This window comes from Streptomyces sp. NPDC051018 (assembly GCF_044456085.1).
Lineage (GTDB): Bacteria > Actinomycetota > Actinomycetes > Streptomycetales > Streptomycetaceae > Streptomyces.
Genome location: NZ_JBITFN010000014.1, coordinates 63,803 through 89,013, shown reverse-complemented (window position 1 = coordinate 89,013; position 25,211 = coordinate 63,803). Strand labels below are relative to the sequence as shown.

General features: G+C 72.6%; 17 protein-coding genes. 8 read left to right on the top strand and 9 right to left on the bottom strand.

The window, feature by feature from the left end:
- The first annotated feature begins 490 nt into the window (after nucleotides 1-490).
- The 7 genes from ACIBCM_RS23555 to ACIBCM_RS23525 all read left to right on the top strand — a co-directional run bounded on the left by ACIBCM_RS23555 (nucleotide 491) and on the right by ACIBCM_RS23525 (nucleotide 12,416).
- Entirely contained in the window at nucleotides 491-1,945 is a 1,455-nt protein-coding gene (locus ACIBCM_RS23555) for a hypothetical protein (protein WP_399246240.1), read from the top strand.
- Between the two features lie 11 nt (nucleotides 1,946-1,956).
- On the top strand, nucleotides 1,957-3,054 hold the full coding sequence (locus tag ACIBCM_RS23550; RefSeq protein WP_399246238.1) for a glutamate ABC transporter substrate-binding protein: 1,098 nt from the start codon (nucleotides 1,957-1,959) through the stop codon (nucleotides 3,052-3,054).
- Between the two features lie 19 nt (nucleotides 3,055-3,073).
- Complete coding sequence (locus tag ACIBCM_RS23545) at nucleotides 3,074-4,411, top strand: hypothetical protein (RefSeq protein ID WP_399246236.1); 1,338 nt, start codon at nucleotides 3,074-3,076, stop codon at nucleotides 4,409-4,411.
- A 50-nt stretch (nucleotides 4,412-4,461) separates the two neighbouring features.
- Entirely contained in the window at nucleotides 4,462-7,263 is a 2,802-nt protein-coding gene (locus ACIBCM_RS23540; protein ID WP_399246412.1) for a tetratricopeptide repeat protein, read from the top strand.
- A 696-nt stretch (nucleotides 7,264-7,959) separates the two neighbouring features.
- Nucleotides 7,960-9,375 (top strand): PP2C family protein-serine/threonine phosphatase, encoded by a 1,416-nt coding sequence (locus ACIBCM_RS23535; RefSeq protein ID WP_399246234.1) that lies wholly within the window; start codon nucleotides 7,960-7,962, stop codon nucleotides 9,373-9,375.
- A gap of 351 nt (nucleotides 9,376-9,726) precedes the next feature.
- Entirely contained in the window at nucleotides 9,727-11,091 is a 1,365-nt protein-coding gene (locus tag ACIBCM_RS23530) for a VWA domain-containing protein (protein WP_399246232.1), read from the top strand.
- 56 nt (nucleotides 11,092-11,147) lie between these two features.
- Nucleotides 11,148-12,416 carry an FHA domain-containing protein gene (locus tag ACIBCM_RS23525; protein ID WP_399246230.1) on the top strand — a complete coding sequence of 423 codons (1,269 nt, stop codon included), beginning with the start codon at nucleotides 11,148-11,150 and terminating at the stop codon, nucleotides 12,414-12,416.
- A gap of 239 nt (nucleotides 12,417-12,655) precedes the next feature.
- On the opposite strand, the gene ACIBCM_RS23520 is transcribed toward ACIBCM_RS23525, so the two are convergent.
- Nucleotides 12,656-13,642: a methyltransferase domain-containing protein gene (locus ACIBCM_RS23520; RefSeq protein WP_399246228.1), complete on the bottom strand. Its 987-nt coding sequence runs from the start codon at nucleotides 13,640-13,642 to the stop codon at nucleotides 12,656-12,658.
- Between the two features lie 279 nt (nucleotides 13,643-13,921).
- On the opposite strand from ACIBCM_RS23520, the gene ACIBCM_RS23515 reads away from it, so the two are divergent.
- Nucleotides 13,922-14,326, top strand: a complete 405-nt coding sequence (locus ACIBCM_RS23515; RefSeq protein ID WP_399246225.1) for a globin — start codon at nucleotides 13,922-13,924, stop codon at nucleotides 14,324-14,326.
- 214 nt (nucleotides 14,327-14,540) lie between these two features.
- Here ACIBCM_RS23515 and ACIBCM_RS23510 read toward each other — a convergent pair whose 3' ends face one another.
- From ACIBCM_RS23510 to ACIBCM_RS23475, 8 genes are all read right to left on the bottom strand, one after another.
- Nucleotides 14,541-15,305 carry an IclR family transcriptional regulator gene (locus ACIBCM_RS23510; RefSeq protein ID WP_399246223.1) on the bottom strand — a complete coding sequence of 255 codons (765 nt, stop codon included), beginning with the start codon at nucleotides 15,303-15,305 and terminating at the stop codon, nucleotides 14,541-14,543.
- Between the two features lie 106 nt (nucleotides 15,306-15,411).
- Complete coding sequence (locus ACIBCM_RS23505) at nucleotides 15,412-16,092, bottom strand: hypothetical protein (protein WP_399246221.1); 681 nt, start codon at nucleotides 16,090-16,092, stop codon at nucleotides 15,412-15,414.
- Nucleotides 16,089-16,529: an acyl-CoA thioesterase gene (locus ACIBCM_RS23500; RefSeq protein ID WP_399246219.1), complete on the bottom strand. Its 441-nt coding sequence runs from the start codon at nucleotides 16,527-16,529 to the stop codon at nucleotides 16,089-16,091. The genes ACIBCM_RS23505 and ACIBCM_RS23500 overlap by 4 nt, the downstream gene beginning before the upstream one ends.
- A gap of 16 nt (nucleotides 16,530-16,545) precedes the next feature.
- Nucleotides 16,546-18,210, bottom strand: coding sequence for an energy-dependent translational throttle protein EttA (gene ettA, locus ACIBCM_RS23495; protein ID WP_399246217.1), 1,665 nt, complete (start codon nucleotides 18,208-18,210; stop codon nucleotides 16,546-16,548).
- 644 nt (nucleotides 18,211-18,854) lie between these two features.
- Complete coding sequence (locus ACIBCM_RS23490) at nucleotides 18,855-20,273, bottom strand: Cys-Gln thioester bond-forming surface protein (protein WP_399246215.1); 1,419 nt, start codon at nucleotides 20,271-20,273, stop codon at nucleotides 18,855-18,857.
- A gap of 272 nt (nucleotides 20,274-20,545) precedes the next feature.
- Nucleotides 20,546-21,037 (bottom strand): single-stranded DNA-binding protein, encoded by a 492-nt coding sequence (locus ACIBCM_RS23485; protein WP_399246213.1) that lies wholly within the window; start codon nucleotides 21,035-21,037, stop codon nucleotides 20,546-20,548.
- Nucleotides 21,038-21,382: 345 nt separating this feature from the next.
- On the bottom strand, nucleotides 21,383-23,062 hold the full coding sequence (locus tag ACIBCM_RS23480) for a GTPase (RefSeq protein WP_399246410.1): 1,680 nt from the start codon (nucleotides 23,060-23,062) through the stop codon (nucleotides 21,383-21,385).
- A gap of 329 nt (nucleotides 23,063-23,391) precedes the next feature.
- Nucleotides 23,392-24,996 carry a dynamin family protein gene (locus tag ACIBCM_RS23475; protein WP_399246408.1) on the bottom strand — a complete coding sequence of 535 codons (1,605 nt, stop codon included), beginning with the start codon at nucleotides 24,994-24,996 and terminating at the stop codon, nucleotides 23,392-23,394.
- Nucleotides 24,997-25,211 lie beyond the last annotated feature (215 nt).

Here is a 25,211-nt window from a genome sequence, read left to right as displayed (position 1 = left end):
CCGGGCGCGCCGCCCCTGCCGCAGTGCACGGGGCGGCGCGCCCACGGACCCGGTGGCTCCGCCGACGGACCCGGTGCTGAGCGCCCTCTGAGCCCGGCGCCTTCGGCCCGTGGGCCCTTCACCACCGGCGGCCTCGGCCCGTGCGCCTTTCACCCCCCGGCGCCCTCGGCCGGGGCACCCTCGACCGGCGGAACTCGCCGCCCGCGCCCCTCCACCGGCGGCGGCCTCCACACCTCCGCCCCGCCGTCGGCGGCGGCATTCCCGGGCGCCACCCGGGAATGCCTCGATCCGCCCCCTCGCAACCGGGAACCGATCACGCGTGTGAAGCGTATTCACGATGGGGAGATCACCCGCTGATCCGGCACCACAGGTTCAAGATCCAGTCAATCCTGCTGTGATTGTCGGCCATCGCGGCCATACTGACTGGCCAGGGGTCATCCCCCGACCCGCAGGGGAGCGGGCCGCCGTCAGCGACCAAGGGGGAGGTCTCGTGACAAACCCGCCGAATGTGCGCAGCGCGCCTCAGCCGGCTCCGGCGTCCACACCCGCGCAGCCGCCCGGGGCGCCCGGCTCCGGGCCCGCCCCGCACCCCGGCACGCCGCCGCCGGGAGCGCGGCCGGCCGCCGGTTCGCCGCTGCGCGGCGCGCTCTCGGGGGCGAGGACCCGGCTGCGTACGGCCGCGACGACCGAGCCGGGGCGGCTCCAGATCATCGGGGCCGTACTGGCCGCGCTGGTGGTCGCGTTCGGCACGGTGACCGCGTTCGAGGTCTCCGGCCGGGCGTCCGCCGCCGACGACGTCGTCAGCCGCAGCCAGCCGCTCAGCGCGGACGCCGCGTCCGTCTACCGCTCGCTGGCCGACGCGGACACGGCCGCGTCCAGCGGCTTCCTCGCGGGCGCCAGGAACGAACCCGCCGAGGTGCGCGAGCGGTACGAGAAGGACATCGCGCTCGCCTCCCGCCTGCTGGTCAAGGCCGCGACAAACACGGACGGTTCCAGTGAGTCCGGCCGCCAGATCGCCACGCTGAACGAGCAGCTGCCGGTCTACACGGGCCGGATCGAGACGGCCCGCTCGTACAACCGCCAGGGTCTGCCGCTCGGCGGCGCGTATCTGCGGTTCGCCAACGAGCAGATGACCAAGGTGCTGCTGCCCGCCGCCCAGAAGCTGTACGACGCGGAGACGGCCCGGCTCGACCGGGACGACGAGGACGCCCGGTTCTGGCCGGTGTTCTCGCTCCTGGTGGGCGTCCTCGCGCTCGGTGCCCTCTTCTGGGCCCAGCGGCGCAACTACCGGCACACGAACCGGGTCTTCAACCACGGGATGCTCGCCGCGACCGCCGCCTCTACTGTCGTGCTGCTCTGGCTGGTCGTCGCCCACACCGTCGCCGGTGCCCAGCTGAACGAGGCGCGCACGAGCGGCCAGCAGTCCCTCAAGGTGCTGAACGACGCGCGGATCAGCTCCCTGAAGGCACGTGCCAATGAGAACCTCGTCCTGGTCGCCCGGGGCGCGGTGCTCACCGACGACGGCAAGAACGACAAGTACGAGACCGAGTACGGGGAGAACATGCGCGACCTCGGCGAGGGGCTCAGCCGGGCGCAGCGCATGGCGGACGACGGCGAGGGCCGCGATCCCGTCCGGGCGGCGGCCACGAGTGTGACCACGTGGCAGCAGAAGCACCAGAAGGTGAGCGAGACCGACAAGTCCGGGGACTACGAGGGCGCGGTGCGACAGGTCATCGGCTCGAAGGACTCCACCGGACAGTCCTTCGACCAGGTGGACGCGGCGCTGGAGAAGGCCCTGGCGCACGAGCAGCGGGAGTTCACCCGGGCCGCCGAGGACGGGCGGAGCGCGCTGGGCGGGCTGCCGGCCGGGGCGGCCGTGCTCGGGGTGCTGGGAGCGCTCGGCGCGATCCTGGGCATCAACCGCAGGCTTTCGGAATACCGGTGAGAGGGGGAGGGATGACGGACAGGAACACCGAGCCGGGCAGCGGCCGCCCGCCGGCCGGCGGAACCGGAAGGGGCCGAACCGAGAAGGGCGCCGGCGCGGGCCGGTTCGGCGGCGGCCGGTTCAGTTTCCGGGGCTGGGGCGGTGTCACGGCCATGGCCGCCGCCTGCGCGGTGACCGCCGCCACCCTGATCCCGCTCTCCCAGGACGCCGGGTCCGCCATCGCCGCGCACGGCGAGGGCGTGGCCGCGGCGATCCCCGCCACGGCCGACGCCACCTGCTCCACTCCGGAGGCGTCGCTCCCCGCCTCGACCGCGGACGGGCCGAACATCGAGGAGATCAAGAAGCGGGGCAAGCTGATCGTCGGCGTCGACCAGAACAGCTACCGCTGGGGCTACCGCAACCCCACGACCGGCAAGCTCGAAGGCTTCGACATCGATCTCGCCCGTGCCATCGCCGAGGACGTCGTCGGCGACCCCAACGCCATCATCTTCCGCGCCATCCCCACCAACCAGCGCATCCCCGCGCTGAACAACGGCACGGTGGACATCGTCGTGCGGACGATGACGATCAACTGCGCCCGGATCAAGCAGGTCGCGTTCTCCACCGCGTACTTCCAGACCGGACAGCAGGTCCTCGCTCCCGTGAATTCCACCATCACGGGGTACAACGACTCGCTGAAGGGCAGGAAGGTCTGCTCCGCGGAGGGCTCCACCGCGTACGAGGCCCTGGAGAAGAACGCGTTCGGGGCCGTCTTCAAGGACGCGAACGACGACAAGCCCGGGGACGAGGACATCCTCACCGTGCCGAACCAGCTCGACTGCCTGGTGCGGCTCCAGGAGGGGCTCGTCGACGCGGTCGTCACGGACAACGCCCTGGCCGCGGGCCAGGCGGCCCAGGACCCGGCCGTCGAGCTGAAGGGCGGCAAGCCCTTCACCACCGAGTACTACGGCGTCGCCACCAAGCTCGGCAAGGACGATCTGGTGCGCCGGATCAACCAGGTGCTGGAGGAGTATCGTCCGGTCCGCTGGAAGACGGCGTACAGGAATTGGCTGGCGGACGATCTGCCCGGCATATCGGAAGCGCCCGCGCCCAAGTACCGCACCGGCTGACCGACGAAAGAGGTGATCGATGGGCGTCGCTGGACCCTACCCCGGCGCCGGGAGGACCCATGGGCCGGCGATGGACCGGGACGACGTGGACCGTGCGCTGGCGCGGCTGGGCGCCGAGCACGAGGCGATCGAGACCTCGCTGCTCGCCCTCCAGGACCACGCGGGCCGCAGGCTCCTCGAAGGCGCCGAGCTGACCGGGGTCACCAAGGACCGGTGGGCCTCCACCGAGCAGGCGATCACCCTGCTGTGGGGGTACTTCGACGCGTACACCGCCGCCCTGTCCGACATCCGGGGGATACGGGCCCGCCGCCGCTGGTCCAGCCGTGACGACCTGGTGGAGCTGACGGAGCGGCTGCGGGGCCGCAGCGTCACCGTGGCCAACCCGGCCGCCCACACCTCGCCCTCGATCAGCGGGCCCGCCCGGCTCTCCGAGCAGTTCACCCTCGAAGAGCTGGTCGAGCGGATGAACGGGCTGTACGCGGCCTCGCTCGACATGGTCGTGACGGCGGACGCGGTGTGGTCCGCGCTGCCCGCGCGCATCGATCTGCTCTCGGCGGAGCTCCAGCGCACCCGCTCGCTCGCGCACTCCGTCGGTGTCCGGCCCGGGGAGCACCCGTCGGGCGACGAGCTGGAGTCCATCACCCATGAGCTGGCCACCCTGCGCACCCAGGTGGTCTCCGACCCGCTGGCCTTCTGGCGTCCAGCGCCCGGCAGTTCCGCGCCCGGCGGCGGCCGTCCCGACACGGACCGCTACGACCGGGCCGCACGCGCCCTGGAGGACGTACGCCGGGAGATCGAGGCCGTTCTGAGGGTCCGGCAGGACTCGGAGGAGCGGCTGATCCGGCTGCGTGACGTCCTCTCGCGCGCCGACCGGACCCTGACCGAGGCGCGGTCCGCGCGCGGTGAGGTGCTGGCGAAGATCGCCGCGTCGGAGGTACCCGCGGTCAGCGGGCCCCCCACCGCGCTCCAGGAGCGGCTGTCCACCGCCGCCGAGTACCGCAGGCACTCCCAGTGGCACCGCCTCTCACCGCTTCTGGAGTCCCTGGAGCGGGAGGCCGAGGACGAGCTGCTGCGCGCCCGCGAGTCCCTGACGGCCGTCACCGCCCCGCTCGCGGTCCGCGCCGAGCTGCGCGGGCGGCTGGACGCGTACAAGGCGAAGGTGGCCCGGCACGGGTTCGCGGAGGACCCGATGCTGATCGAGCGGTACGACGTGGCGCGCAGGATGCTGTGGAGCGCTCCGTGCGATCTCCGTGTCGCCGAACAGGCAGTGCTCCGCTATCAGCGGGCCGCGGCGGAGGCCCTGGCCCACGCGGAGTCCGGACGGTCCGGACCCGCCGACCGCAGGGGGGATTCGTGAGCGGGAAACAGAGCTGCCAGCGGCCCGGCTGCGACGGCGGCTACGAGGACATGGGCGGCGGCGAGCTGTACTGCGACACCTGCGGTCTCGCCCCCGTCCTCCCGGCGAACGGCGGCACGGGCACCGGCCGCGGTACGGCCGGCTCCCGGGCAGGGGGCGGCGCGAGTTCCTCCGTACGGAACAGTTCACGCGCCTCGTCGCGGGCGTCCTCCCGTGCCTCCTCGCGTTCGTCGACGTCGCGCCGGTCGGTCTCGGGCCGGCTGTCCCGGTCCCTGACCGGGTCCAGCGCCTCGTCCCGCTCGGTCTCGGTGCGCGCCTCCGGCACCTCCGCCAAGGCGTCCGGCCGCAACCGCCTGGGCGCTGGCCTGGTGACCATGCCCGAGGTGCCGCGCCCGGATCCGCGCTCCGCGGTGATGAGCGACCCCGAGGTCCCCGAGCGCAAGCGGTTCTGCTCCCGGTCCGACTGCGGGGCCCCGGTGGGGCGTTCGCGCGGTGAGCGCGCCGGGCGTACGGAGGGGTTCTGCACCTCGTGCGGACACCCGTACTCGTTCGTGCCCAAGCTGGCCGAGGGCGATATCGTGCGCGGTCAGTACGAGGTGGTGGGCTGTCTCGCCCACGGCGGACTGGGCTGGGTCTATCTGGCGGTGGACCGAGCGGTCTCCGACCGGTGGGTCGTGCTCAAGGGCCTGCTGGACACCGGCGACCAGGACGCGATGGCCGCGGCGATCTCCGAGCGGCGCTTCCTCGCCGAGATCGAGCACTCGAACATCGTCCGTATCTACAACTTCGTCGAGCACCTCGACCAGCGGACCGGCTCCCTCGACGGCTATATCGTCATGGAGTACGTCGGCGGCAAGTCCCTCAAGGAACTCGCCAACGACCGGCGGGACGGCTCGGGCAAGCGCGATCCGCTGCCGGTCGAACAGGCCTGCGCGTACGGAATCGAGGCGCTGGAGGCGCTCGGCCATCTCCACAGCAGGAACCTGCTGTACTGCGACTTCAAGGTAGACAACGCGATCCAGCAGCAGGACCAGCTGAAGCTGATCGACATGGGCGCGGTCCGCCGTATGGACGACGAGGAGTCCGCGATCTACGGCACGGTGGGCTACCAGGCCCCCGAGGTCGCGGAGAAGGGGCCGTCGGTCTCCTCGGACCTCTACACGGTCGCACGGACGCTCGCCGTGCTGACCTTCGACTTCCAGGGCTACACCAATGTGTTCGTGGACTCCCTGCCCGACCCGGACAACATCGAGGTCTTCCGTACGTACGAGTCCTTCTACCGGCTCCTCGTCCGGGCGACGGACCCGGACCCGGCGCGGCGGTTCGCCTCGGCGGAGGAGATGGCGGATCAGCTGACGGGTGTTCTGCGGGAGGTCGTCGCCCTGCAGACGGGACGTCCGCGGCCCTCGCTGTCCACCCTGTTCGGGCCGGAACTGAAGGTCACGGACACCCAGCTGTTCGCCGAGCTGACGGACGATGTGTCGTCGCTGGGCGCGCGTGCGGTCACCACGGGCAGGGGCAAGGGGGCGCGTAAGTCCCCGGCGCTTACGGCGGGTCCGCCCCCCTCGGCTCCGCCGGCCGGGGGACCGATCGCCGGAGCCGCGCCTTCCGGGGGCGGCGTACCGGCCGGGGGCTCGGCCCTCGGCGGAGCCCACGCGGGCGGAGCGCTGCCCGGGGGCGCCCTGCCCGGCGGCGCGATCCCGAACCAGGCGGGGCCGGGCGGGGCGATCGGCGGCGCGGCGGGTACGGGAACCCCCGGCGGTCCCGGGGCCCTCGGCGCTCCGGCCGCTCCCGGTACCCCCGGCACTGCCGTGTCCCCCGCCGGAGCCGCCGGGGCCCTCGGGCACGGACCGGGCGGCACGGCCCTCAGCGCCCGGCTCGCACCGCACCTCGTCGCGCTCGACGCCTCTTCCGTGTCCCTCGCCCTCCCGGTCCCCCGCGTCGCCCCGGACGACCCGAACGCGGGATTCCTCGCCGGTCTGATGGCCGCCGCGCCCGCCGAGCTGATCGCCGCCCTCCAGTCCGCCCCCGCGCCCTCCCCCGAGACCCGGCTGCGGGAGCTGCGGGCCCGCCTGGAGATGCGCGAACTCGCCGCGGCCACCGGGGCGCTGGCGGAGCTGGAGGAGAAGTACGCGGACGACTGGCGGGTCGTCTGGTACCGCGGACTGACCTCTCTGGTGACGGGTGACCACGAGGCCGCCGCGCTCTCCTTCGACGCGATCTACGACGCGTTCCCCGGCGAGCCCGCGCCCAAACTGGCGCTCGGTGTCTGCGCCGAGGTCCTCGGCCAGCTGGACAACGCTGCGGAGTACTACCGCCTGGTGTGGATGACCGACCCGAGCTACGTCAGCGCCGCGTTCGGCCTGGCCAGGGTGCAGCTCGCCGCCGGTGACCGGGCCGGCGCCGTACGGACGCTGGAGTCCGTGCCGGAGGCGTCGATCCACTACACGGCCGCCCGGGTCGCCGCCGTGCGCTCCCGGCTGCGGCGGCGCGCCGCGCACGATCCCCTGATCGACGATCTGTCGGCCGCCGCGGCGCAGGTGGAGGCGTTGCGGGACGTCGGTCTGGACCCGGTGCGCCGCGAGCAGTTGTCCACGGAGGTACTCGGCACGGCACTGGACTGGGTACTCTCCGGTAGTCCCGGAGCACAGCCTTCCGTACCGGATTCGGCGAGCACATCCCGGCGGGCGGGCGTCCCGTCCGCACTGCTCGGCAGCGAACTCGACGAACGCGGCCTCCGCTTCGGGCTGGAACGCTCGTACCGGGCCCTCGCCCGGCTCGCCCAGCAGGGTGAGGAGCGGATGGATCTGGTGGAGCGCGCGAACCGCTTCCGCCCCCGGACGTGGGTGTGATCGATGGCGTCGCAGATGCAACAGCCGACCGGGGCGGGCTGCCCCGGCTGCGGCGAACCGGTGGAAGTGGACGACCGCTTCTGCGGCGCGTGCGGTCATGACCTGTCGGCCGTGCCCGCGCGGCCTCCCGGCTCCGACCGCCCGACCCTCGCGATCGGCACCCCGGTGCGGTGGCCGGCCGCCTCCGGCACGGACAGCCGGGGCGCGCCCGCGCCGCTCCACCGCCCCGGAGACCTCCCGGGCACGGACTCGGCCGGCGCGTACCTCCCGGTGTACGGCGATACGGGGGCGGGCTCCGGCACCACGGCCGGTGCCCCGGGTCCGGGGGCGCCAGGCGGCCCCGGCGCCCCCGGACCCGGGGCGTCCGGTTCCGGCGCGTCCAGTTCCGGCGCCGGGCGGGGGCCCTTCGCCGGAGCCGGTGCCCCGGCGGGCGTCCCGAACCCCCCGGATGGCGGGCACCTCTCCGCGCCCTCCCACGGCGAGGGGGCGGGCCACCCGTCCCACGGCCGCGGTCCGGGCGGAAGCAGACCGTCCCCCACCGGCGGTCCGGGCGCGGACCAGCGGAGCGCGTACGGTCGCGCCGGGGCGCATCCGGGCACCGGCGGTGGTCCGGGCACGCCCCGGGCGGGCGAGGCTCCGGGCACGCCGGGCAGCACAGGACGGCCTGCCTCCGGTATCGCGGGCATCCCGAGCGGGGTGGGCGCCGACCTCCGGCCCCGGACAGGGCACCCGCAGGAGGCCGACCGGGCCGGCGTCGGGCAGCAGCCCGTCTCCCCCGACCGTCACGGCGGTTCCCGGTCCTCCGCCGCCGGAGCGCCGGACGGTCCCCCGGGGCGCCCGGGCGGCCCGGCGTCCGGGGACTTCGAACTGGCTGATCCGACGCCCCCGGAGCCGGGCCGGCAGCCGTCCGCGCACCGGCCGTCCGGCGAGCAGGGGTCGTCCGGCGAGCAGGGGTCGTCCGGCCATCAGCCGTCCGCGCACCGGCCGTCCGGCGAGCAGGGGTCGTCCGGGCAGCAGTCGTCCGGGCAGCAGTCGTCGGAGCCCTGGGAGCCCGCGCGCCAGGAACCCGCGCCGCACCGGGCGGCCCCCGGGGACTCCGCACCGCGGGAGCGTGCCGCCGCCGACCCCCGCGCGGCGGGAGCGGTGTCCCGGGGCGGCGGCGGTGAGAAGGTCTGTGTGGCCTGCCGGGCCGGGTATGTCGACACCGACGGATACTGCGAGAACTGCGGTCACGCCCAGCCCCGCGAGCGGGACCACATGGAGCGGGAGCTGGAGGCGGTCGCCGCCGTCAGCGACCGGGGGCTGCGCCACCATCGCAACGAGGACGCGTTCGCGGTGTCGTCCACCGTGCTGCCCGACGGTTCACCGGCCGTCGTGGCGATCGTCTGCGACGGCGTGTCCTCGGCGACCCGTCCCGACGAGGCGTCACTGGCCGCCGCGAACACGGCCAATGAGCTGCTGCTGGAGGTGCTTCCGCGCGGCACCCACCCCCAGCAGGCCATGCGCGAGGCGATCGTCGCCGCCTCGACGGCGGTCAACTCCCTGGCCGTGCACACCCCGCACGGCGATGCGATGGACCACGACCCGCAGCGCCATCAGAACGCGCCCGCCTGCACGATCGTCGGGGCGATCGCCGCGGGCGGCCTGCTGATCGTCGGCTGGGTCGGAGACAGCCGGGCCTACTGGGTGCCCGACGACCGCGGCGGCCCCGCGGCCCGGCTCACCGAGGACGACTCATGGGCGGCCCAGATGGTCGCGGCGGGCCTGATGAGTGAGGAGGAGGCATACGCGGACGAGCGCGCCCACGCCATCACCGGCTGGCTGGGGGCCGACTCGTATGAACTGGACCCGCACACCGTGGCGTACAAGCCGGACCGCCCGGGAGTGGTCGTGGTCTGCACGGACGGCCTGTGGAACTACGCGGAGGCCCCCGACGAGATGGCCAGGGCGATCCCGGCCGACGCCGCCGCCCGCCCGCTGCACAGCGCCCAGGTGCTGGTCGGGCACGCCCTCGACGGTGGCGGCCACGACAACATCACGGTGGCGGTCCTGCCGTTCGCGGTGCCACAGCCGGTGCCGCAACCAGGGGCGGGACCGGCGCCCACGGGCTGAACGGGGCGCCGGTCGGCACGTGTTCACCGGCAAGCGCCCATGCCGTCCCGCCAGCCGCCCGCGAACCGGACCGGATCAGGCCGGATCAGGCCGGCCCAGGACCGGCCCGCACGTGCCGGCCTCCCGCCCTCCGACGCCCGCCTCCGGCCGTAGCACCGAGACCGCACCACCCGAACACAACAGCACCGAAGCACGACGGCCCCAAGCGCCCCGGCGCCCAAGACCCAGAGCACCACACCACAGCACAGCCCACCGCAGACCGCAGCGCCGCGGCTGTCACCCGGACCGTGCCCGTCTCCGACGTCCCCTCCGACCGACTCTCCCGAGTGGAGTGCTCAAGGAGCCCATCAGATGGCCAATTTCTCCAAGTCCCAGGTGCCTCAGTTCTCCGTCGAGGTCTACCAGAACGAGTTTCTGCCGGAGGGCGGGCGCGAGGTGAGCGCGATCGTGACCGTCACCTCCACCGGCGGCGGGACCAGCGGCGGAGCTCCGCTGACGGGCGTCTCGGCGTCTCCGTCCGCGATACCCTCGCCCACCGCCGGGGCCGCCGTCGTGATCATGGTCGACGCCTCCGGTTCGATGGACTACCCGCCGACCAAGATGCGCAACGCCCGCGACGCCACCGCCGCCGCGATCGACACCCTGCGCGACGGCCTGGAGTTCGCGGTGGTCTCCGGTACCCATCTGGCAGCCCAGATCTATCCCCGCGGCGACCGTCTCGCGATCGCGGGTCCCGAGACCCGCGCCGCGGCGAAGGAAGCGCTGCGGCGGCTGACCGCGGGCGGCGGCACCGCCATCGGGACCTGGCTGCGGATGGCCGACCGGCTGCTGGCCACCGCGGAGAGCCCGATCCGGCACGGCATCCTGCTGACCGACGGCCGCAACGAGCACGAGTCGCCGCAGGATCTGCGGTCGGCGCTGGAGGCCGTGGCCGGCCGGTTCACCTGCGACGCCCGGGGCGTCGGCACGGACTGGGAGGTCAAGGAGGTCACCGGGATCGCGTCCGCGCTGCTCGGCACGGCGGACATCGTCGCCGATCCGGCCCACCTCGCCGCGGACTTCACCGCGATGATGGAGAACGCGATGGGCAAGGAGGTCGCGGATGTGGCTCTGCGGCTGTGGACACCCGTCGGCGTGGAGATCAAGTTCGTCAAGCAGGTGGCCCCCACGGTCGAGGAGCTGACCGGCCGCCGTACGGAGGCGGGTCCCCGCGCCGGGGACTATCCGACCGGTTCCTGGGGTGACGAGTCCCGTGACTACCACGTCTGCGTCCAGGTCCCGGAGGCCGGTATCGGCCGGGAGATGCTGGCGGCGCGTGCCTCGCTGATCATCCCGGCCCCCGACGGCGGCGCACCCGAGGTGCTCTCGCAGGGACTGATCCGGGCGGTGTGGACGGACGACATGGCGGCTTCCACCTCCATCAATCCGCAGGTCGCGCACTACACCGGCCAGGCCGAACTGGCACAGGTCATCCAGCAGGGGCTGGATGCACGCAAATCCGGTGATTTCGATGGTGCGACGGCCAAATTGGGCCGTGCCGTGCAGCTGGCGGCGGCATCCGGGAACGAGGACACTGCGAAACTGCTTTCGAAGGTGGTGGACGTCGTCGATGCGGCGACAGGTACTGTGCGACTGAAAGCGAAGGTCGCGGACGCCGATGAGATGACACTCGAAACGCGTTCCACCAAGACGGTTCGCGTGAAGAAGCAGTCGTGAAAAAGCAGTTCTGAGCAGCGGCCCTCGGGCCGGACGAAGAGAGGGGGAGGCGCCCCGTGCCGACCTGCCCGAACGGACACCAGTCGGGTTCCGACGACTGGTGCGAAGTCTGTGGCCACCGCATGGCCGCCCCCGGAGCTCCGGAGGGGACGGCCCCGCCGCCCCCTCCGCCGTCGTCCGGCTACGGATACGGCTACCCGGGCCCGGGGGACCCGAACGCCACGGCCCACGCCGAGCTGTGCCCGCAGTGCCGCACCCCGCGCGAGGCCATGGCCCCGTTCTGCGAGGAGTGCCGGTACAACTTCCTGACCCATACGGCGACCTCGTACACCCCGCTGGCACCGGCCCCGCAGCCGCCGGTCCCGAACCTCCCGGCGGGCTTCACCAACCAGCCGTCGCAGCAGCAGCCCGCGCCCCCGCGGGTGCCGGGACCGCAGGATCCCGGCCTCCAGGGCGGTAGCCCCCATCCCGGGCCCGGCCAGGGCCCCGACGCGTACGACTACCGGGGCTCACGGCCCTCTCAGCTGAACCGGCCCGCCGAGCCCTTGCGCGAGGGGCAGGGGCATCAGCCGCCGGCTCCGCCGTTCCAGCAGGGACCACCGCCCCCGCCGCCGTTCACCGGCGGTCAGGACCCCCGGGGGCCGGGGCAGCCGGGTCCTCCGTCGTACCAGCAGCAGGCCGCTCCCCCGGCCGCCCCGCAGCAGACGGTCGGCACGGACGACTGGACCCTGCCGCCGCCCTCGCAGCCGCAGTCGCCGGCGGCCCCCCCGGGACCGGGACAGCAGGGTGGTCCGCCGTCGTACCAGCAGCAGGCGCCGCCACAGTACGGCCGGCCCGACCAGGGCCAGGGCCTCGCGCAGGGTCATGGCCAGGCGCCCGGCCCGGGTCAGCACCAGTCGCCGCCGTCGTATCAGCACCCGGGCGGCTGGACGGCCGTCATCGGGCCCGACCGTGAGTACTTCATGGCGATGATGCAGCGCAGCGGCCCCGACGCGAGCGGGCTGAATCTGCCCGCGTACTCCCCCGAGCAGCGCCTTCCGCTGGTGGGGAACCAGATCACCATCGGCCGGCGCCGGGTCTCCACCGGTGAGTCGCCCGACATCGATCTGTCCGTGCCGCCGGAGGACCCGGGCGTCTCGCACCAGCACGCGGTTCTGGTGCAGCAGTCCGACGGCTCCTGGGCGGTCGTCGACCAGAATTCCACCAACGGCACCACGCTCAACGGCGCGGAGGACCCGATCCAGCCCTATGTCCCCGTACCGCTGAACGACGGCGACCGGGTCCATGTCGGCGCCTGGACGACGATCACGATCCGGCGCGGCTGAGCCGTATCCGGGCCGGGCACACCGACCCGGGAACACCGACATGGGAACACCGGGCCGAAATCACGGGCCCGGATCGCGGGCCCCCGAGGAACCGGGCCTGCCCGGAACCATGAGGTTCCCGGGCCCGGCTCCCGGCTCGGGTTCCGGCGCTGCGGGGAACCGGGCGCGTGAGGAGCCGGGGTCTATGGCACCGGGTATATGAGACGGCGGCGCCGCGTGGTGGACCTGTGGGCCGGTCCTCACCCGGGCTGCTGTCCGAGGGGCCAGATGTACGGTCCTCCGGGGTCGTCCAGCCAGGCCCACTGATGGCGCCCGCTGACCGTGATCCCGAACCGGTCCCGGCGCGGGCGCCGCTCGCGCTCCCACAGGGACAGGGCCTCCCGGGGGTCGAGGCTTCCCGCGGTCAGCGTCAGCAAGAAGCGGAAGAGGTCGTTCTCGATCACGTGCCGGGGCAGCCTGCCTGCATGTCCCTCCGGCGAGGCGCCACCCCCGCGCAGCGGGACGAAGTAAGCGGAGGTCCGCAGGAAGCGCCCCTCGGCGAAGCGGCCCCGGCTGTCGTCCCGTACCCGGAGGGCGATCAGACCGGTGGCGAGCGGGGCGAGGATCCGCGCCTCCGGACGGCACTGCGGCAGCCAGTCGTACGGGACCGACGGCAGGGTGCAGGTCGCGATGATCCGGTCGAAGGGGGCGCGGCCGGGGCAGCCCCGGGCGCCGTCCCCGGTGACGACGGCGGGGCGGTAGCCGGCGGTGGCCAGGTGCGAGCGCGCCGACTCGGTGATCTCCGGCTCCACGTCGATGGTCGTCACATGCTCGTCGCCGAGGCGATGGCACAGCAGCGCCGCGTTGTAGCCGGTGCCCGCGCCGATCTCCAGGACGTCGTCCCCGTACCGCACCTCCAGCGCCTCCAGCATCCTCGCCATCAGGGACGGCTGGCTGCTGGAGGAGATCAGCTCACCGTCGCGCACTCGGGTGGCCAGGGGCCCGTCGTAGTAGGCCCCGCGCAGCCAGCGCTCACGGCGGGCGGGGTCGGGGTCCTCGCTCCACAGCCGCTCGTAGGTGCCGGCCCAGTTGACGTAGTAGTACGGCACGAACAGATGCCGGGGGACCTCCTCGAACGCGAGGCGCCAGGCGGGGTCGTTCAGTGCTCCGTCGGCCGCGATCACCCGCACCATCGCCGCGCGGGCCTCGTCGGCGGGCTCGGCATACCGTTCCAGGTACGTACCCATATCTCCACTGTGCTGCGCCACCGCGACGGACGCGAGCACCCCGGCCGCACGGCGTGATCACAGCGGTTCCGCCGACGAGACCACGAAGGTTCCGCCGACGAGACCACGGAGGTTCCGCCGGTGGTCTCCCGGCGGGTCCGCGAGCACGGGCCCCGGCTCCCTCAGCCCCGTACCGGACCCGCGGGCTCCATCCTGCGGGAGCTCCCACTCCCGGGGGCCGTGGCGAACAGAGGTCCTAGGCCCCGAGTCCTCGGCCGGTCCGTCTGAGACCATGGACGGGTGACTGAGATTCCGCGCGGCACCCTTCAGGAGCAGACCTTCTACGAGCAGGTCGGCGGCGAGGAGACGTTTCGGCGGCTGGTGCGCCGCTTCTACCAGGGCGTCGCCGAGGACCCGCTGCTGCGGCCGATGTATCCGGAGGAGGACCTGGGCCCCGCCGAGGACCGGTTCGCGCTGTTTCTGATGCAGTACTGGGGCGGGCCCCGCACCTACACCGAGAACCGGGGCCATCCCCGGCTGCGTATGCGGCATGTGCCCTTCCGGGTCGACCGGGCCGCACACGACGCCTGGCTGAAGCACATGCGGGTCGCCGTCGACGAGCTGGAGCTGTCGCCGGAGCACGAGCAGCAGCTGTGGAAGTACCTGACCTACGCCGCCGCCTCCATGGTGAACACGGAGGGCTGACCTCTCCCGGTCACCAGACCCGTCCAGGCCCCGTCCCCCGGCCCGGTCGCCTCCGGCTGTGTCCGGTCGCGCCCGCCGGGCCGGGGTGAGCACCGTCACCCGCCGGGCCGGGGCCGTACCGCTTCCGGCCCGTCCGATACCAGGGCGTGCCCTTCCCGGCTCGACCGGCTCCGGCCCGCCGCCGCCCGCGCCGCCCCGGATCGTTCGCCTCCGCTCAGCCGCCGTGCCCCATCCTGCGGGACAGCTCCTCCGCCGCCGCCATCGTCCGCTTGGCCAGCCCGGGCAGCAGGTCCTCGCCGAGCCGGTAGGCCGGGCCGGAGACGCTGAGCGCGCCGATCACGGTCCCGTCGTACGAGCGGACCGGCGCGGCGACCGCGTTCAGCCCCCTCTCCAGCTCCTCCACGACGACCGCGTACCCCTGCTCCACACACGCGCCGAGCTGCGCGTCGAGTACGGCGGGCGAGATGACGGTGTGCTCCGTAAACCGTTCCAGCCCGGCGGCGAGCAGTCTCTTCCCGACGGCCGGCGGCGCGTGCGCGAGCAGCACCTTGCCGCTGGAGGTGGCGTGCAGCGGGGTGCGGCGGCCGAGCCAGTTGTAGGTGGCGACGGCGGCGGCGCCCCGGGCCTGGGTGACATTGACCGCGGCGTCGTCGTCGAGGATCGCGATGTTCACGGTTTCCCCCACCTCGTCGGCGAGGTCCCGGCACAGGGGGATGCCCTCCTGTGAGATGTCGAGGTGCCCGGCCGCGGCACCGGCGAGCCGGAGCATGCCCGCGCCCAGCCGGTACTTTCCGCGCTCCCGGGACTGGGCGACCAGGCCACGGTTCTCCAGCGCCCCGAGCAGCCGGAACGCGGTGGACTTGTGCACCCCCAGCTCCTCGGCGATCTCCGTGACACCGGCCTCGCCGTGCCGGGCGAGGCTCTCCAGCACGCTCACGGCCCGGTCCACCGACTGCACGGCGCTCGCCTTGTCCGTCATCCGCCCAACCCCCGCGTCGCCTCATCGGCCAAAGTGCCGTCCGGCCTTCGCGCATCGCGAGGCGCGATGCGTCATCTGTCTGCGCGCATGCCCACCGGTGTGGATATCAACCGGTTCTGGTGGGGATGACGCCGAGTCCGCCGAGTCCGTTCGCGCGTACGGCGACCGATCCGTAGGGCGTACGCAGCCGGAGCCATGAGCCGGCGGCCAGCAGGGCGACCGGAAGACCCGGACGCAGAAAGCCCAGGGAGTACGCGGCATGGACGGCCCGCAGGGGCAGCGCGGTCCCGGCGACCTCGCGGGACCAGATCTCGCGCCCGATGCGGTCGCGCTCGGCACGGGTGCGCTGCTCGGCGGGCAGCCGCTCGGCGCGGAGGCGGAATTCGGCGACGGCGGCGGTGACGGCGTCCCGCATCTCCGTGACCCCGGGGAGTCCGGGCAGCTCGCGCCAGCCGCCCCGGGGCGGCAGCACCCCCGCCCACGGCGGTCCGGTGACGGATCCGGGAACGGTGAACCCGTCCCCGCCGATGTTGTCGAGCAGCTCACCCGCGGAGACCGTGGCATCGAGCAGGAGGGGTTCACCGAGCCGTGCCGTACGGATCGCCAGCACCTCGAACGAGGGCGGGCGGCCGAAGACGGCGAGGCTCGGCGCGGGGCCCTCGGCGCCGCCCGCCTGGAGACGGACGGCGGCGGCACGGTCGTAGTGGAGCAGCCGGGCGAGGAAGGCGGCGAGATCCTCCGCCTCCCTGACATCCGCGAAGTGGGGGCTCCGCACGGGCACGCTCATGCGACGAGCGCGCCTTCGTCGGCCTCCTCCAGGAACCGCAGGAGGTAGGACTTCTCCTCCGCGCTGATACGGCGCGGACGGCCCGCTTCGAGGTCGTACGGGACGACGACCGTCGAGGCCCGTACATAGATCTCCGCGGCGCCCTCGGTGTCCTTGACCTCGTACGCGATGGTCAGCGAAGCCGCGTTGATCCTCGTCACCCATGACTCGACGACCACCGGCTCGTGCCGGTGGACCAGCGGGCGCACATAGTCGATCTCATGGCGCGCCACGACCGATCCGCCCGAGAACGAGGGCGAGCCGTCCCCCGGCTGGAGCCGGAACATGAAGTCGATCCGTGCCTCTTCCAGATACCTCAGGAAGACCACGTTGTTGACATGCCCGAAGGCGTCCATGTCCGCCCAGCGGAGGGGGCAGCGGTAGATATGACGGGCCATGGGTGATCTCAGTCCCTCAGCCTCGGGTGAGCTTCTTGTACGTGGCACGGTGCGGGCGGGCCGCGTCCGGTCCGAGGCGCTCGATCTTGTTCTTCTCGTACGACTCGAAGTTGCCCTCGAACCAGAACCACTTGGAGTCGCCCTCGTACGCGAGGATGTGCGTCGCCACCCGGTCGAGGAACCAGCGGTCGTGGGAGACGACCACGGCCGCGCCGGGGAACTCCAGCAGCGCGTTCTCCAGGGAGGAGAGGGTCTCGACGTCGAGGTCGTTGGTGGGCTCGTCGAGGAGCAGCAGATTGCCGCCCTGCTTGAGGGTGAGCGCGAGGTTCAGCCGGTTGCGCTCACCGCCGGAGAGCACCCCGGCGGGCTTCTGCTGGTCCGGCCCCTTGAACCCGAAGGCGGACACATAGGCGCGGGACGGCATCTCGACCTGGCCGACGTTGATGTAGTCCAGTTCGTCGGAGACCACGGCCCACAGGGACTTCTTGGGGTCGATGTTGGCGCGGCTCTGGTCGACGTAGCTGATCTTGACGGTCTCGCCGACCTTGATGGCGCCGGAGTCGGGCTGTTCCAGGCCCTGGATCATCTTGAACAGCGTGGTCTTGCCGGCACCGTTCGGGCCGATGACACCGACGATGCCGTTGCGCGGGAGGGTGAAGCTGAGATCGTCGATGAGGAGCTTCTCGCCGAAGCCCTTGGAGAGGTTCTCGACCTCGACGACGACACTGCCCAGACGGGGGCCCGGCGGGATCTGGATCTCCTCGAAGTCCAGCTTCCGCATCTTGTCGGCCTCGGCCGCCATCTCCTCGTACCGCGCGAGACGGGCCTTGGACTTGGCCTGGCGCCCCTTCGCGTTGGAGCGGACCCACTCCAGCTCTTCCTTGAGGCGCTTGGCCCGCTTGGCGTCCTTCTGGCCCTCGACCTTGAGGCGGGCCTGCTTGGACTCCAGGTAGGTGGAGTAGTTGCCCTCGTAACCGATCGCGCGGCCGCGGTCCAGCTCCAGGATCCAGCCCGCGACGTTGTCGAGGAAGTACCGGTCGTGGGTGATGGCGACGACGGTGCCGGCGTACTTGGCGAGATGCGCCTCCAGCCACTGCACGGACTCGGCGTCCAGGTGGTTGGTGGGCTCGTCGAGGAGCAGCAGGTCGGGGGCTTCGAGCAGCAGCTTGCACAGGGCGACGCGGCGCTTCTCGCCACCGGAGAGGTTGGTGACGGGCCAGTCGCCGGGCGGGCAGCCGAGCGCGTCCATCGCCTGCTCCAGCTGGGCGTCGAGGTCCCAGGCGTTGGCGTGATCCAGCTCTTCCTGGAGCTTGCCCATCTCGTCGAGCAGCGCGTCGGAGTAGTCGGTCGCCATCTGCTCGGCGATCTCGTTGAACCGGTCCAGCTTGCCCTTGATCTCGGCCACCCCGCCCTGGACGTTCTCCAGCACGGTCTTGGACTCGTCCAGCGGCGGCTCCTGGAGCAGGATGCCGACCGTGTAGCCGGGCGCCAGGAACGCGTCACCGTTGGACGGCTGCTCCAGTCCGGCCATGATCTTCAGCACGGTGGACTTACCGGCGCCGTTCGGGCCGACCACACCGATCTTCGCGCCGGGCAGGAAGCTCAGCGTCACGTCATCGAGGATGACCTTGTCGCCGTGCGCCTTGCGCGTCTTGCGCATCGTGTAGATGTACTCAGCCAAGAGAAACCGTCCGGCAGATAAGTGGTTGGGCAGAGATACACCCCATCTTGCCGTACGCCGGACCCCCGAAGGAAACCGGTAACGGCGCGGGGCCGATCGGCGCGGCACCGGCCCGGCTCCGGGTCCGCTCGCACTGCACCGGGGCGAGGGACCGACACGGCCGGGTGCCGACCAGGACGGCGAGGGCCGGGGGCGGGCCGGGACGGAGCGAGGGGCCGGGGGCAGCGACCGTGCCGTGGCAGGGGGACCGGGTCGGGCCAGGACGCGGTCGGGCCAGGACGGGGTCGGGCCAGGACGGGGCCGGGACCGGCCCACCCGGATCGGGACCGGCTGACGCCCATGTCGGGACCGGCCCACCCGTGTCGCGGCTCCACCCCGAACCCCGCACCCGCCCGGACGGGACCGGCATGCCCGGGCCGGGGCGGATCCGGGCGGCTGTTCCCGGCTGTCCCCGGGGCACTCGCCCGGCGCAGGGCCAGGCCCCCGGGACAGCTGGGGACAGCTGGGGACAGCCGGGAAACAGCGGACAACGACGGCGCCGGTCGACGGACGACGAACGGCGGTCGCCGGACGGCGGACGGCCCCGGGAGCCTTGGCTTCCCGGGGCCGTCGTCAGCGCGGAGTCACCCTGCGCTCAGGGGTGCTTACTCCGCGGTGGAGGTCTTCTTCTTCCGGAGGACGAAGACCGCGCCGCCGCCGACGGCGACCAGGGCGATCGCGATGCCCGCGATCATCGGGGTGGAGTTGGAGCTGCCGGTCGCGGCGAGGTCACCGCCACCACCGCTCGTGGAGGTGGAGGTGGAGGCCGAGGTACCACCGGCCGAGGCGGGGCTGGGGTTGCCCGGGTTCTCGGGCTCCGGGTCGGTGGGCGGGCTGGTCTTGCAGTCCAGAACGCCCTTGAACGTCTCCTTGAACCCGTCCGGACCCGTGATGGTGATCTCGTACGCCTGGTCCTCGGCGACCGGGACGGTCACCGTCTTCGACCCGCCGGCCGGGACGGTGTGCTCCGCGCCCGCCAGCTTGAAGGTGAAGGGCTCGTCACCCTTGTTGCTCGCGGTGACGTCGACGCCGCCCTTGGCGCAGTTCTTCTCGGCGGTGACCGCGGGTATCGGGCCGGTCTTGGCCCAGCTCGCCGTCGCGTTCGCCGTGACCGTGGACTCACTGGAGCCCGCGAGGATCATCGTCTGGCTCTTGCCGACGGCCGGGGCGAACGCCCGGCCCACCGGCACGGACGTGGTCGCCTGCGCCGTCAGGGTCGCCGTACCGTCCGCGGCGTCGGCCGGGACGTCGAAGAACACCTTGGAGCCGTTGGCACCGGAGGTGACGGGCTTGCCCGCCTCGTCGACGAGCTTGACCCCGCCGGCGATGGCGTCGGCCGACAGCGCCAGGGACGCCTGGGCCGCGTTGGTCTGGACGGTCACGGGACCGAGGCGGCCGCCCGGCTTGCCGGAGACCGCGTTCGGGTCGAGGGTGAGCGAGGCCTTCGGCTCCTGGAGCTTCTTGGCTTCCTTCTCCAGGTACGTGGCGAGCTTCTCCGCGTTCTCGTCGTCCGCGGTGACCTTCACGTCGTCGGAGAAGCGCCAGATGGCCACCTGCGTGCCGGCCGCGGCGGTCTGCTCGGTGAGCGCCCCCGCGCCCGCCTTCTCCGCCAGCGCCTTCAGATCGTCGACCTCCGGATAGGAGTTCTTCAGGATCCAGAGGATCTTGCCGGCGTTCTCGTTGCTGTTCAGGGACGTCTGCTCCCAGGGCGTCTCCTGGTACTTCGCGTCGTCCACCGTCGGGTTGTAGATGTCGATGCAGTACGTCTTCAGCTTGCCGCCGCCGTCGACGGTCATCTCGAACACGCCGGCGTTCATGGACTGGGGCTCCTTCTCCCCCTTCCAGTAGATCTTGGACCCGTCGAAGGTCTTCAGCCCGTCCAGGGTGGCGACGGCGCCACCCTGGTGCTGAGGACCGTCCGCGGCCGCGGCCGCACCCGCGCCCATCAGCGAGCCCGTCGCGACGAGACCGGTCACCGCCACGGCGGCGGCTATGCGACGAACTGTCGAACGGCTGCGTCGCACCGACGCAGAGAACGTGGAAAACACAGAAATCCCCTCCGGGCGAGGCCATTCGCGATGTAACGCGTGGGGAGTGTGCCTCGCCTACTGACTCAAGTGCCCCGTGAGTACCGGGGAATCCTATGGAGGCAAAGCCGCACGGTCCCCAGTCATACCGTCAGATAAGCATTCCGACTCAAAATCGTTATCCCAGCACCTTCACCGGGGTCCGACTCTCTTTCTGAGTCGATAAATCTCCACACTTTCCGGGGAGATGGAGACAGTCCGGTCCCAGGTCAGGAGCCAGTAAGCGGAATACCCGCCACCGCAGCCGGACTTGTCCCGACCATCACATTCGACCCTTTTTCCTGATCGTGTGGCGGTTGTTGTACAGCGGTATTCGGCCCCGTCTTCATGGCCCGCCGGAATGCCGCCGTCCCGCGCGAAAGATCGTGTCCGACGGCTACCGCTTCGATGTCCACGAACGTCTTGCGCGGCCCGCCCGGGGCATCGCCGTAACCTTCCCGGTCGCTCTCCCGCACCTTCAGCCGGCCATGCACCACCAGTGGTTCACCGACGGAAACGGAACCTGCCAGATTGATGGCGAGCGACCGCCAGGCGAACACGGTGTAAAAGCTGGTGTGCCCATCCGTCCAGGTCCCCGCCTGACGGTCCCAGCGCCGTGGTGTCACCGCCATCCGGAACCGCGCGACCCCACCCGTCGCGCCCTCCCTGTACTCCACGCCCGTGGCGGCGTTGCCCACCAGAGTCACCATGGTGTCGTTCACGGCGACCACCTCCCCGTCCAGTCGATCGCGCCGAGCGCGATCGCTTCGGTCGAACCGGCCGCCCTCGTGGTCCGGCCGGATCTCCATGCTGGACGGGATCCGGAGATCCCGCCGGGGCCTGTGGACGACCACACGCTTGTGGACAACCCCGTCACCCGACGCGCATGTTGCGCCCCTCACGGACCGTCAGCCCGGTGCGCACCCCGGAGTCCGGCACGGTCCCGCCCACGCCCCCACACCCCCGTACCCTCAGCCCTCAGCCCTCAGCCCGTCGGCGACCCCCAGCCCCGGGCCCGGCACCCACCCCCCGTCAGCAGAGACCCGCCGCCTCCGCCGCCCCCCTCATCACCCCGCCCCTCGCGGAGCCCCGCCCGTCGAGGGAACGAGTCCGCCGCGCGCTCCGCCCCGCATCCCCGGATGACCCCCGGCACCCCCGCCGGCGCCCGCCCGCCCCGCGACGGTCGCGTACTGCTCCCGCACCTCCCGGTACCGCATCAGCTCCCCGGCGATCGGATCGAGGACCTTGGCCCGTCCGCACCCCGCGGCCGCCTCCCGCAACCGTCGCTCGGCGTCCTGTCCGTACCGCCGTGCCGGCCCTCGTACCGCCGCCGTGCAGGCCCACTCCACCAGCGGCCCGCCCACGATCCCGGCGAGCATCAGCAGCGCGGGCGTGATCAGCCCAGGCTCCAGCACCCCGATGATCTGGCCGACCAGCCACAGGCCGCCGTAGACCTGCAGAAGGGTCATCGACGCCTGCGCCAGCACCGCCGCGGGCCACCAGGCGGGCCGCAGCGGGCGCTTGCCCGTGGTCTCGGCCTCCCGGGCGGCCAGTTCGTCCAGGGCCTCGGGCAGCCCGTCGGCCCCGCGGACCGCCGCCTCGCGCACCGCGTGGGCCCAGGGCGCGGGCAGCCCGGAGGCCGCCTCGTCCGCGACCGTGCGCACGGCCTGTTCGACGCGCTGACGTGCCGTCGGCTCCTCCTCCAGCGGAACCGTGACCGGGGACGCTCCGCCCCCCGGCGTACGCGTGCGCTCGTACCAGCGCCAGAGCCGCAGCCATGGTGTGCCGCACGCCCGGCCCGCGTGCCTGCGCCACTCGCGCTCGGCGGCCTCGCCCGCCGCCTTGGCGCCGACCGCCTCCGCGAGCCTCGCCCCGAAGTCGTCCCGGGCCCGCTCGTCGAGACCCGTCCGCCCTTCGGCGACATACGCCGGACGCAGCTTCAGCGCCGCCGCGTCCACATCGGCGGCCAGCCGGCGCGCGGCCGCCGTCTTCTCCTGGACGAACGAACCGATGAGGTCACGCAGTTCCCCGACACCGTCACCCGTAAGAGCGGACAGCGCGAGTACGGTGGCCCCCGGCTCGCCGTGCTCGCCGAGTGCCATGCCGTCCTCGTCGAGGAGCCTGCGCAGATCGTCGAGTACCAGGTCGGCGGCCTCCCCGGGCAGCCGGTCGATCTGGTTGAGCACGACGAATGTCGTCTCGGCGTGGCCCGCGAGCGGGCGCAGATACCGTTCGTGCAGGGCGGCGTCCGCGTACTTCTCCGGATCGACGACCCAGATCACCGCGTCCACCAGCGCCAGCACCCGGTCCACCTGCTCGCGGTGTCTGACCAGCGCCGAGTCGTGGTCGGGCAGATCGACCAGGACGAGCCCGGACAGTTCCTCCGCTCCGCCCGCGAGCGGTCTGCGGCGCAGTCTCGGCGGGATCGCCAGCCGGTCGAGCAGCCCGGCGGCCCCTTCCGACCAACTGCACGCGATCGGCGCGGAGGTGGTGGGCCTGCGCAGCCCGGTCTCGGAGAGCGGGACCTCGGCAAGGGCGTTGAAGAGGGTGGACTTCCCGCTTCCGGTGGCACCGGCGACGGCGACGACCGTATGCCGCGAGGAGAGCCGCTGCCGGGCGGCGGCCTCGTCGAGCACCCGCCCGGCCTCGGCGAGAGCGCCGCTGTCCAGTCGCGTACGCGAGAGGCCCACGAGTTCGCGCAGGGCGTCCAGGCGCGTACGCAGCGGTCCGCAGTAGGTACCGCCGATCGGTACATGCTCGTCGTCCGGCCCGGCGTCCTCCCGCCATTCTCCCCCGGCTCCCCCGGCTACCCCGGCCGCCTCGGGTCGGGCGGCGCGACGGGCGATCAGTCCGTCGTCCCAGCGCCCCGCGGCCCGTCCGGACCGCTCGTCCCCGCGATCGCCGGAGCCGCCCTCCGTACGCTCGCCGAACCGTTCCGCCCCGCGATCGCCGGAGCCCTTGTCCGCGTGGGAGTTCCCGTCTCTCCCCCTCTTCCCACGGCCATCCCTCCGACCGTCCGTACGGCTGTCCCCGGAGCGGATCTCGTTCTCGTCGCCCGTGATGGCGCTCACCGCCGTCACCTCACCTTCTGCAGCAGGGACAGCGCGGCGATCAGCTCGGCCTGTGGATCGGGGGTCATATCGAGAGCGTCGAGGGGCGCGAGCCGCCGGTCGCGCTCGCTGTTCAGTACGCCGTCGATGCACGTGGTCATCAGCTCGCCACCCCGGTCGCGCAGCCGCAGCGCGATCTGGGCACCGACCCGCTCGGCGAGTTGTTCACCCGCGCCGCGGGTCCGCCGGCCGCCGAGCAGGGCCGCGGCGACCAGGGCGGCCACGGTCTCGGAGTCGGGCGCGGCGCTCTGTTCCAGCCCGCGTACCTCCTCCTCGGCCAGTTCCTCCAGCTCACGGCGCCAGCGGCGTACGGCGATCCCGATGCGCTCGGCCGCCTCCAGATCGAGCCGCCCGTCGAAGGTGACCCCGGCCGCGCCCGGCTCCCGGCGCCAGGCATCGTGGACATGCTCATCAGCGGCGGCGACGGCGCACTGCACCAGCGCGCACAGGCTGCCGACCAGCGCGTCCAGCAGCTCGCCCGCGGAACTGTCCCGGGGGAACCCGCGCCACCGCGTCCGCGCGTCCCCGGCGAGCACCGCACCCGAGGTGAGCTGACGGTTCACCCGTTCGCGCTCCTTCTCGTACGCCTCCTCGACCACGCCCATGAGCCGTACGGCGGCGGCGTACTGCCCCGCGACGGCGGCGGCCAGCTCGGGCATCCGCGATGCGAGCGAGTCGATCACCCCCGTCGCCGTACGCCCGAGTGCCTGCTGGCGGGCGGCCGGGTCCTGCGCCCGGTGGGCGAGCCAGGCGAACAGCGGCGCCACGGCGGTGGTGGGGAGCAGCCCGCTGCCGCGCCCGGCGGACTCGGGCAGCTCGGGGACGGTGAACCGGGGCACATCGCCGAGCCCGGCCTTGGTCAGCAGGGCCGCGTACTGCCGTGAGACATCGTTGATCACCTGGTGCGGCACCCGGTCGAGCACGATGATCAGCGTGGCGTTGTACTCCTTGGCGGTACGCAGCAGATGCCAGGGCACGGCGTCGGCGTACCGGGACGCGGTCGTCACCATGACCCAGACATCCGCGGCGCAGATGAGCCGGGCCGCGAGCAGCCGGTTCTCGACGACGAGGGAATCGATGTCGGGCGCGTCGAGGAGGGCGAGCCCCCGGGGCAGATTGGACGCCTTCTCGATCCGCAGCTCGTTCCCGCCGTCGGGGGCCGGGGCGCCCTCGTCGCTCTCCTCGCCCGCCTCCTCCTGGTGGGGCAGCCATACGCGGCTGAGCTGGGGCAGCACCCGCATCCCCGCGAACCAGTGGTGATCGTCCGGGTGGCATGCGAGAACGGGTGTCCGGGTGGTCGGCCTCAGCACCCCCGCCTCGCTGACCCGCCGCCCCACGAGCGAATTGACCAGCGTCGACTTCCCGGCCCCGGTCGACCCCCCGACCACGGCGAGCAGCGGCGCGTCCGGGGACTTCAGCCGGGGCACCAGATAGTCGTCGAGCTGTGCGAGCAGTTCTACCCGCGTCTGTCTGGCCCGGGGCGCGCCGGGCAGCGGCAGAGGAAGACGCACGGCGGCGACACGGTCGCGAAGGGCGGTAAGTGCGTCGATCAGCTGAGGCCGTGCATCCAAGGTCACCACATGCGAAGAATGCCTAATTTTGGCTGCTTTTTGAAGCGTATGGCCATGCCCTGCGCGCCGGTCGGACACACGGGACAGACGGGATGAGTGGGACGCAGGCATAACGAGTGCACAACACCCACGACCCGAGGCGTGAAAAGCGATGCAGGAATCGCACCTGCCTGCGATTATCGGTTCGCTTCACCGAACCTCCACATAGAGCCACG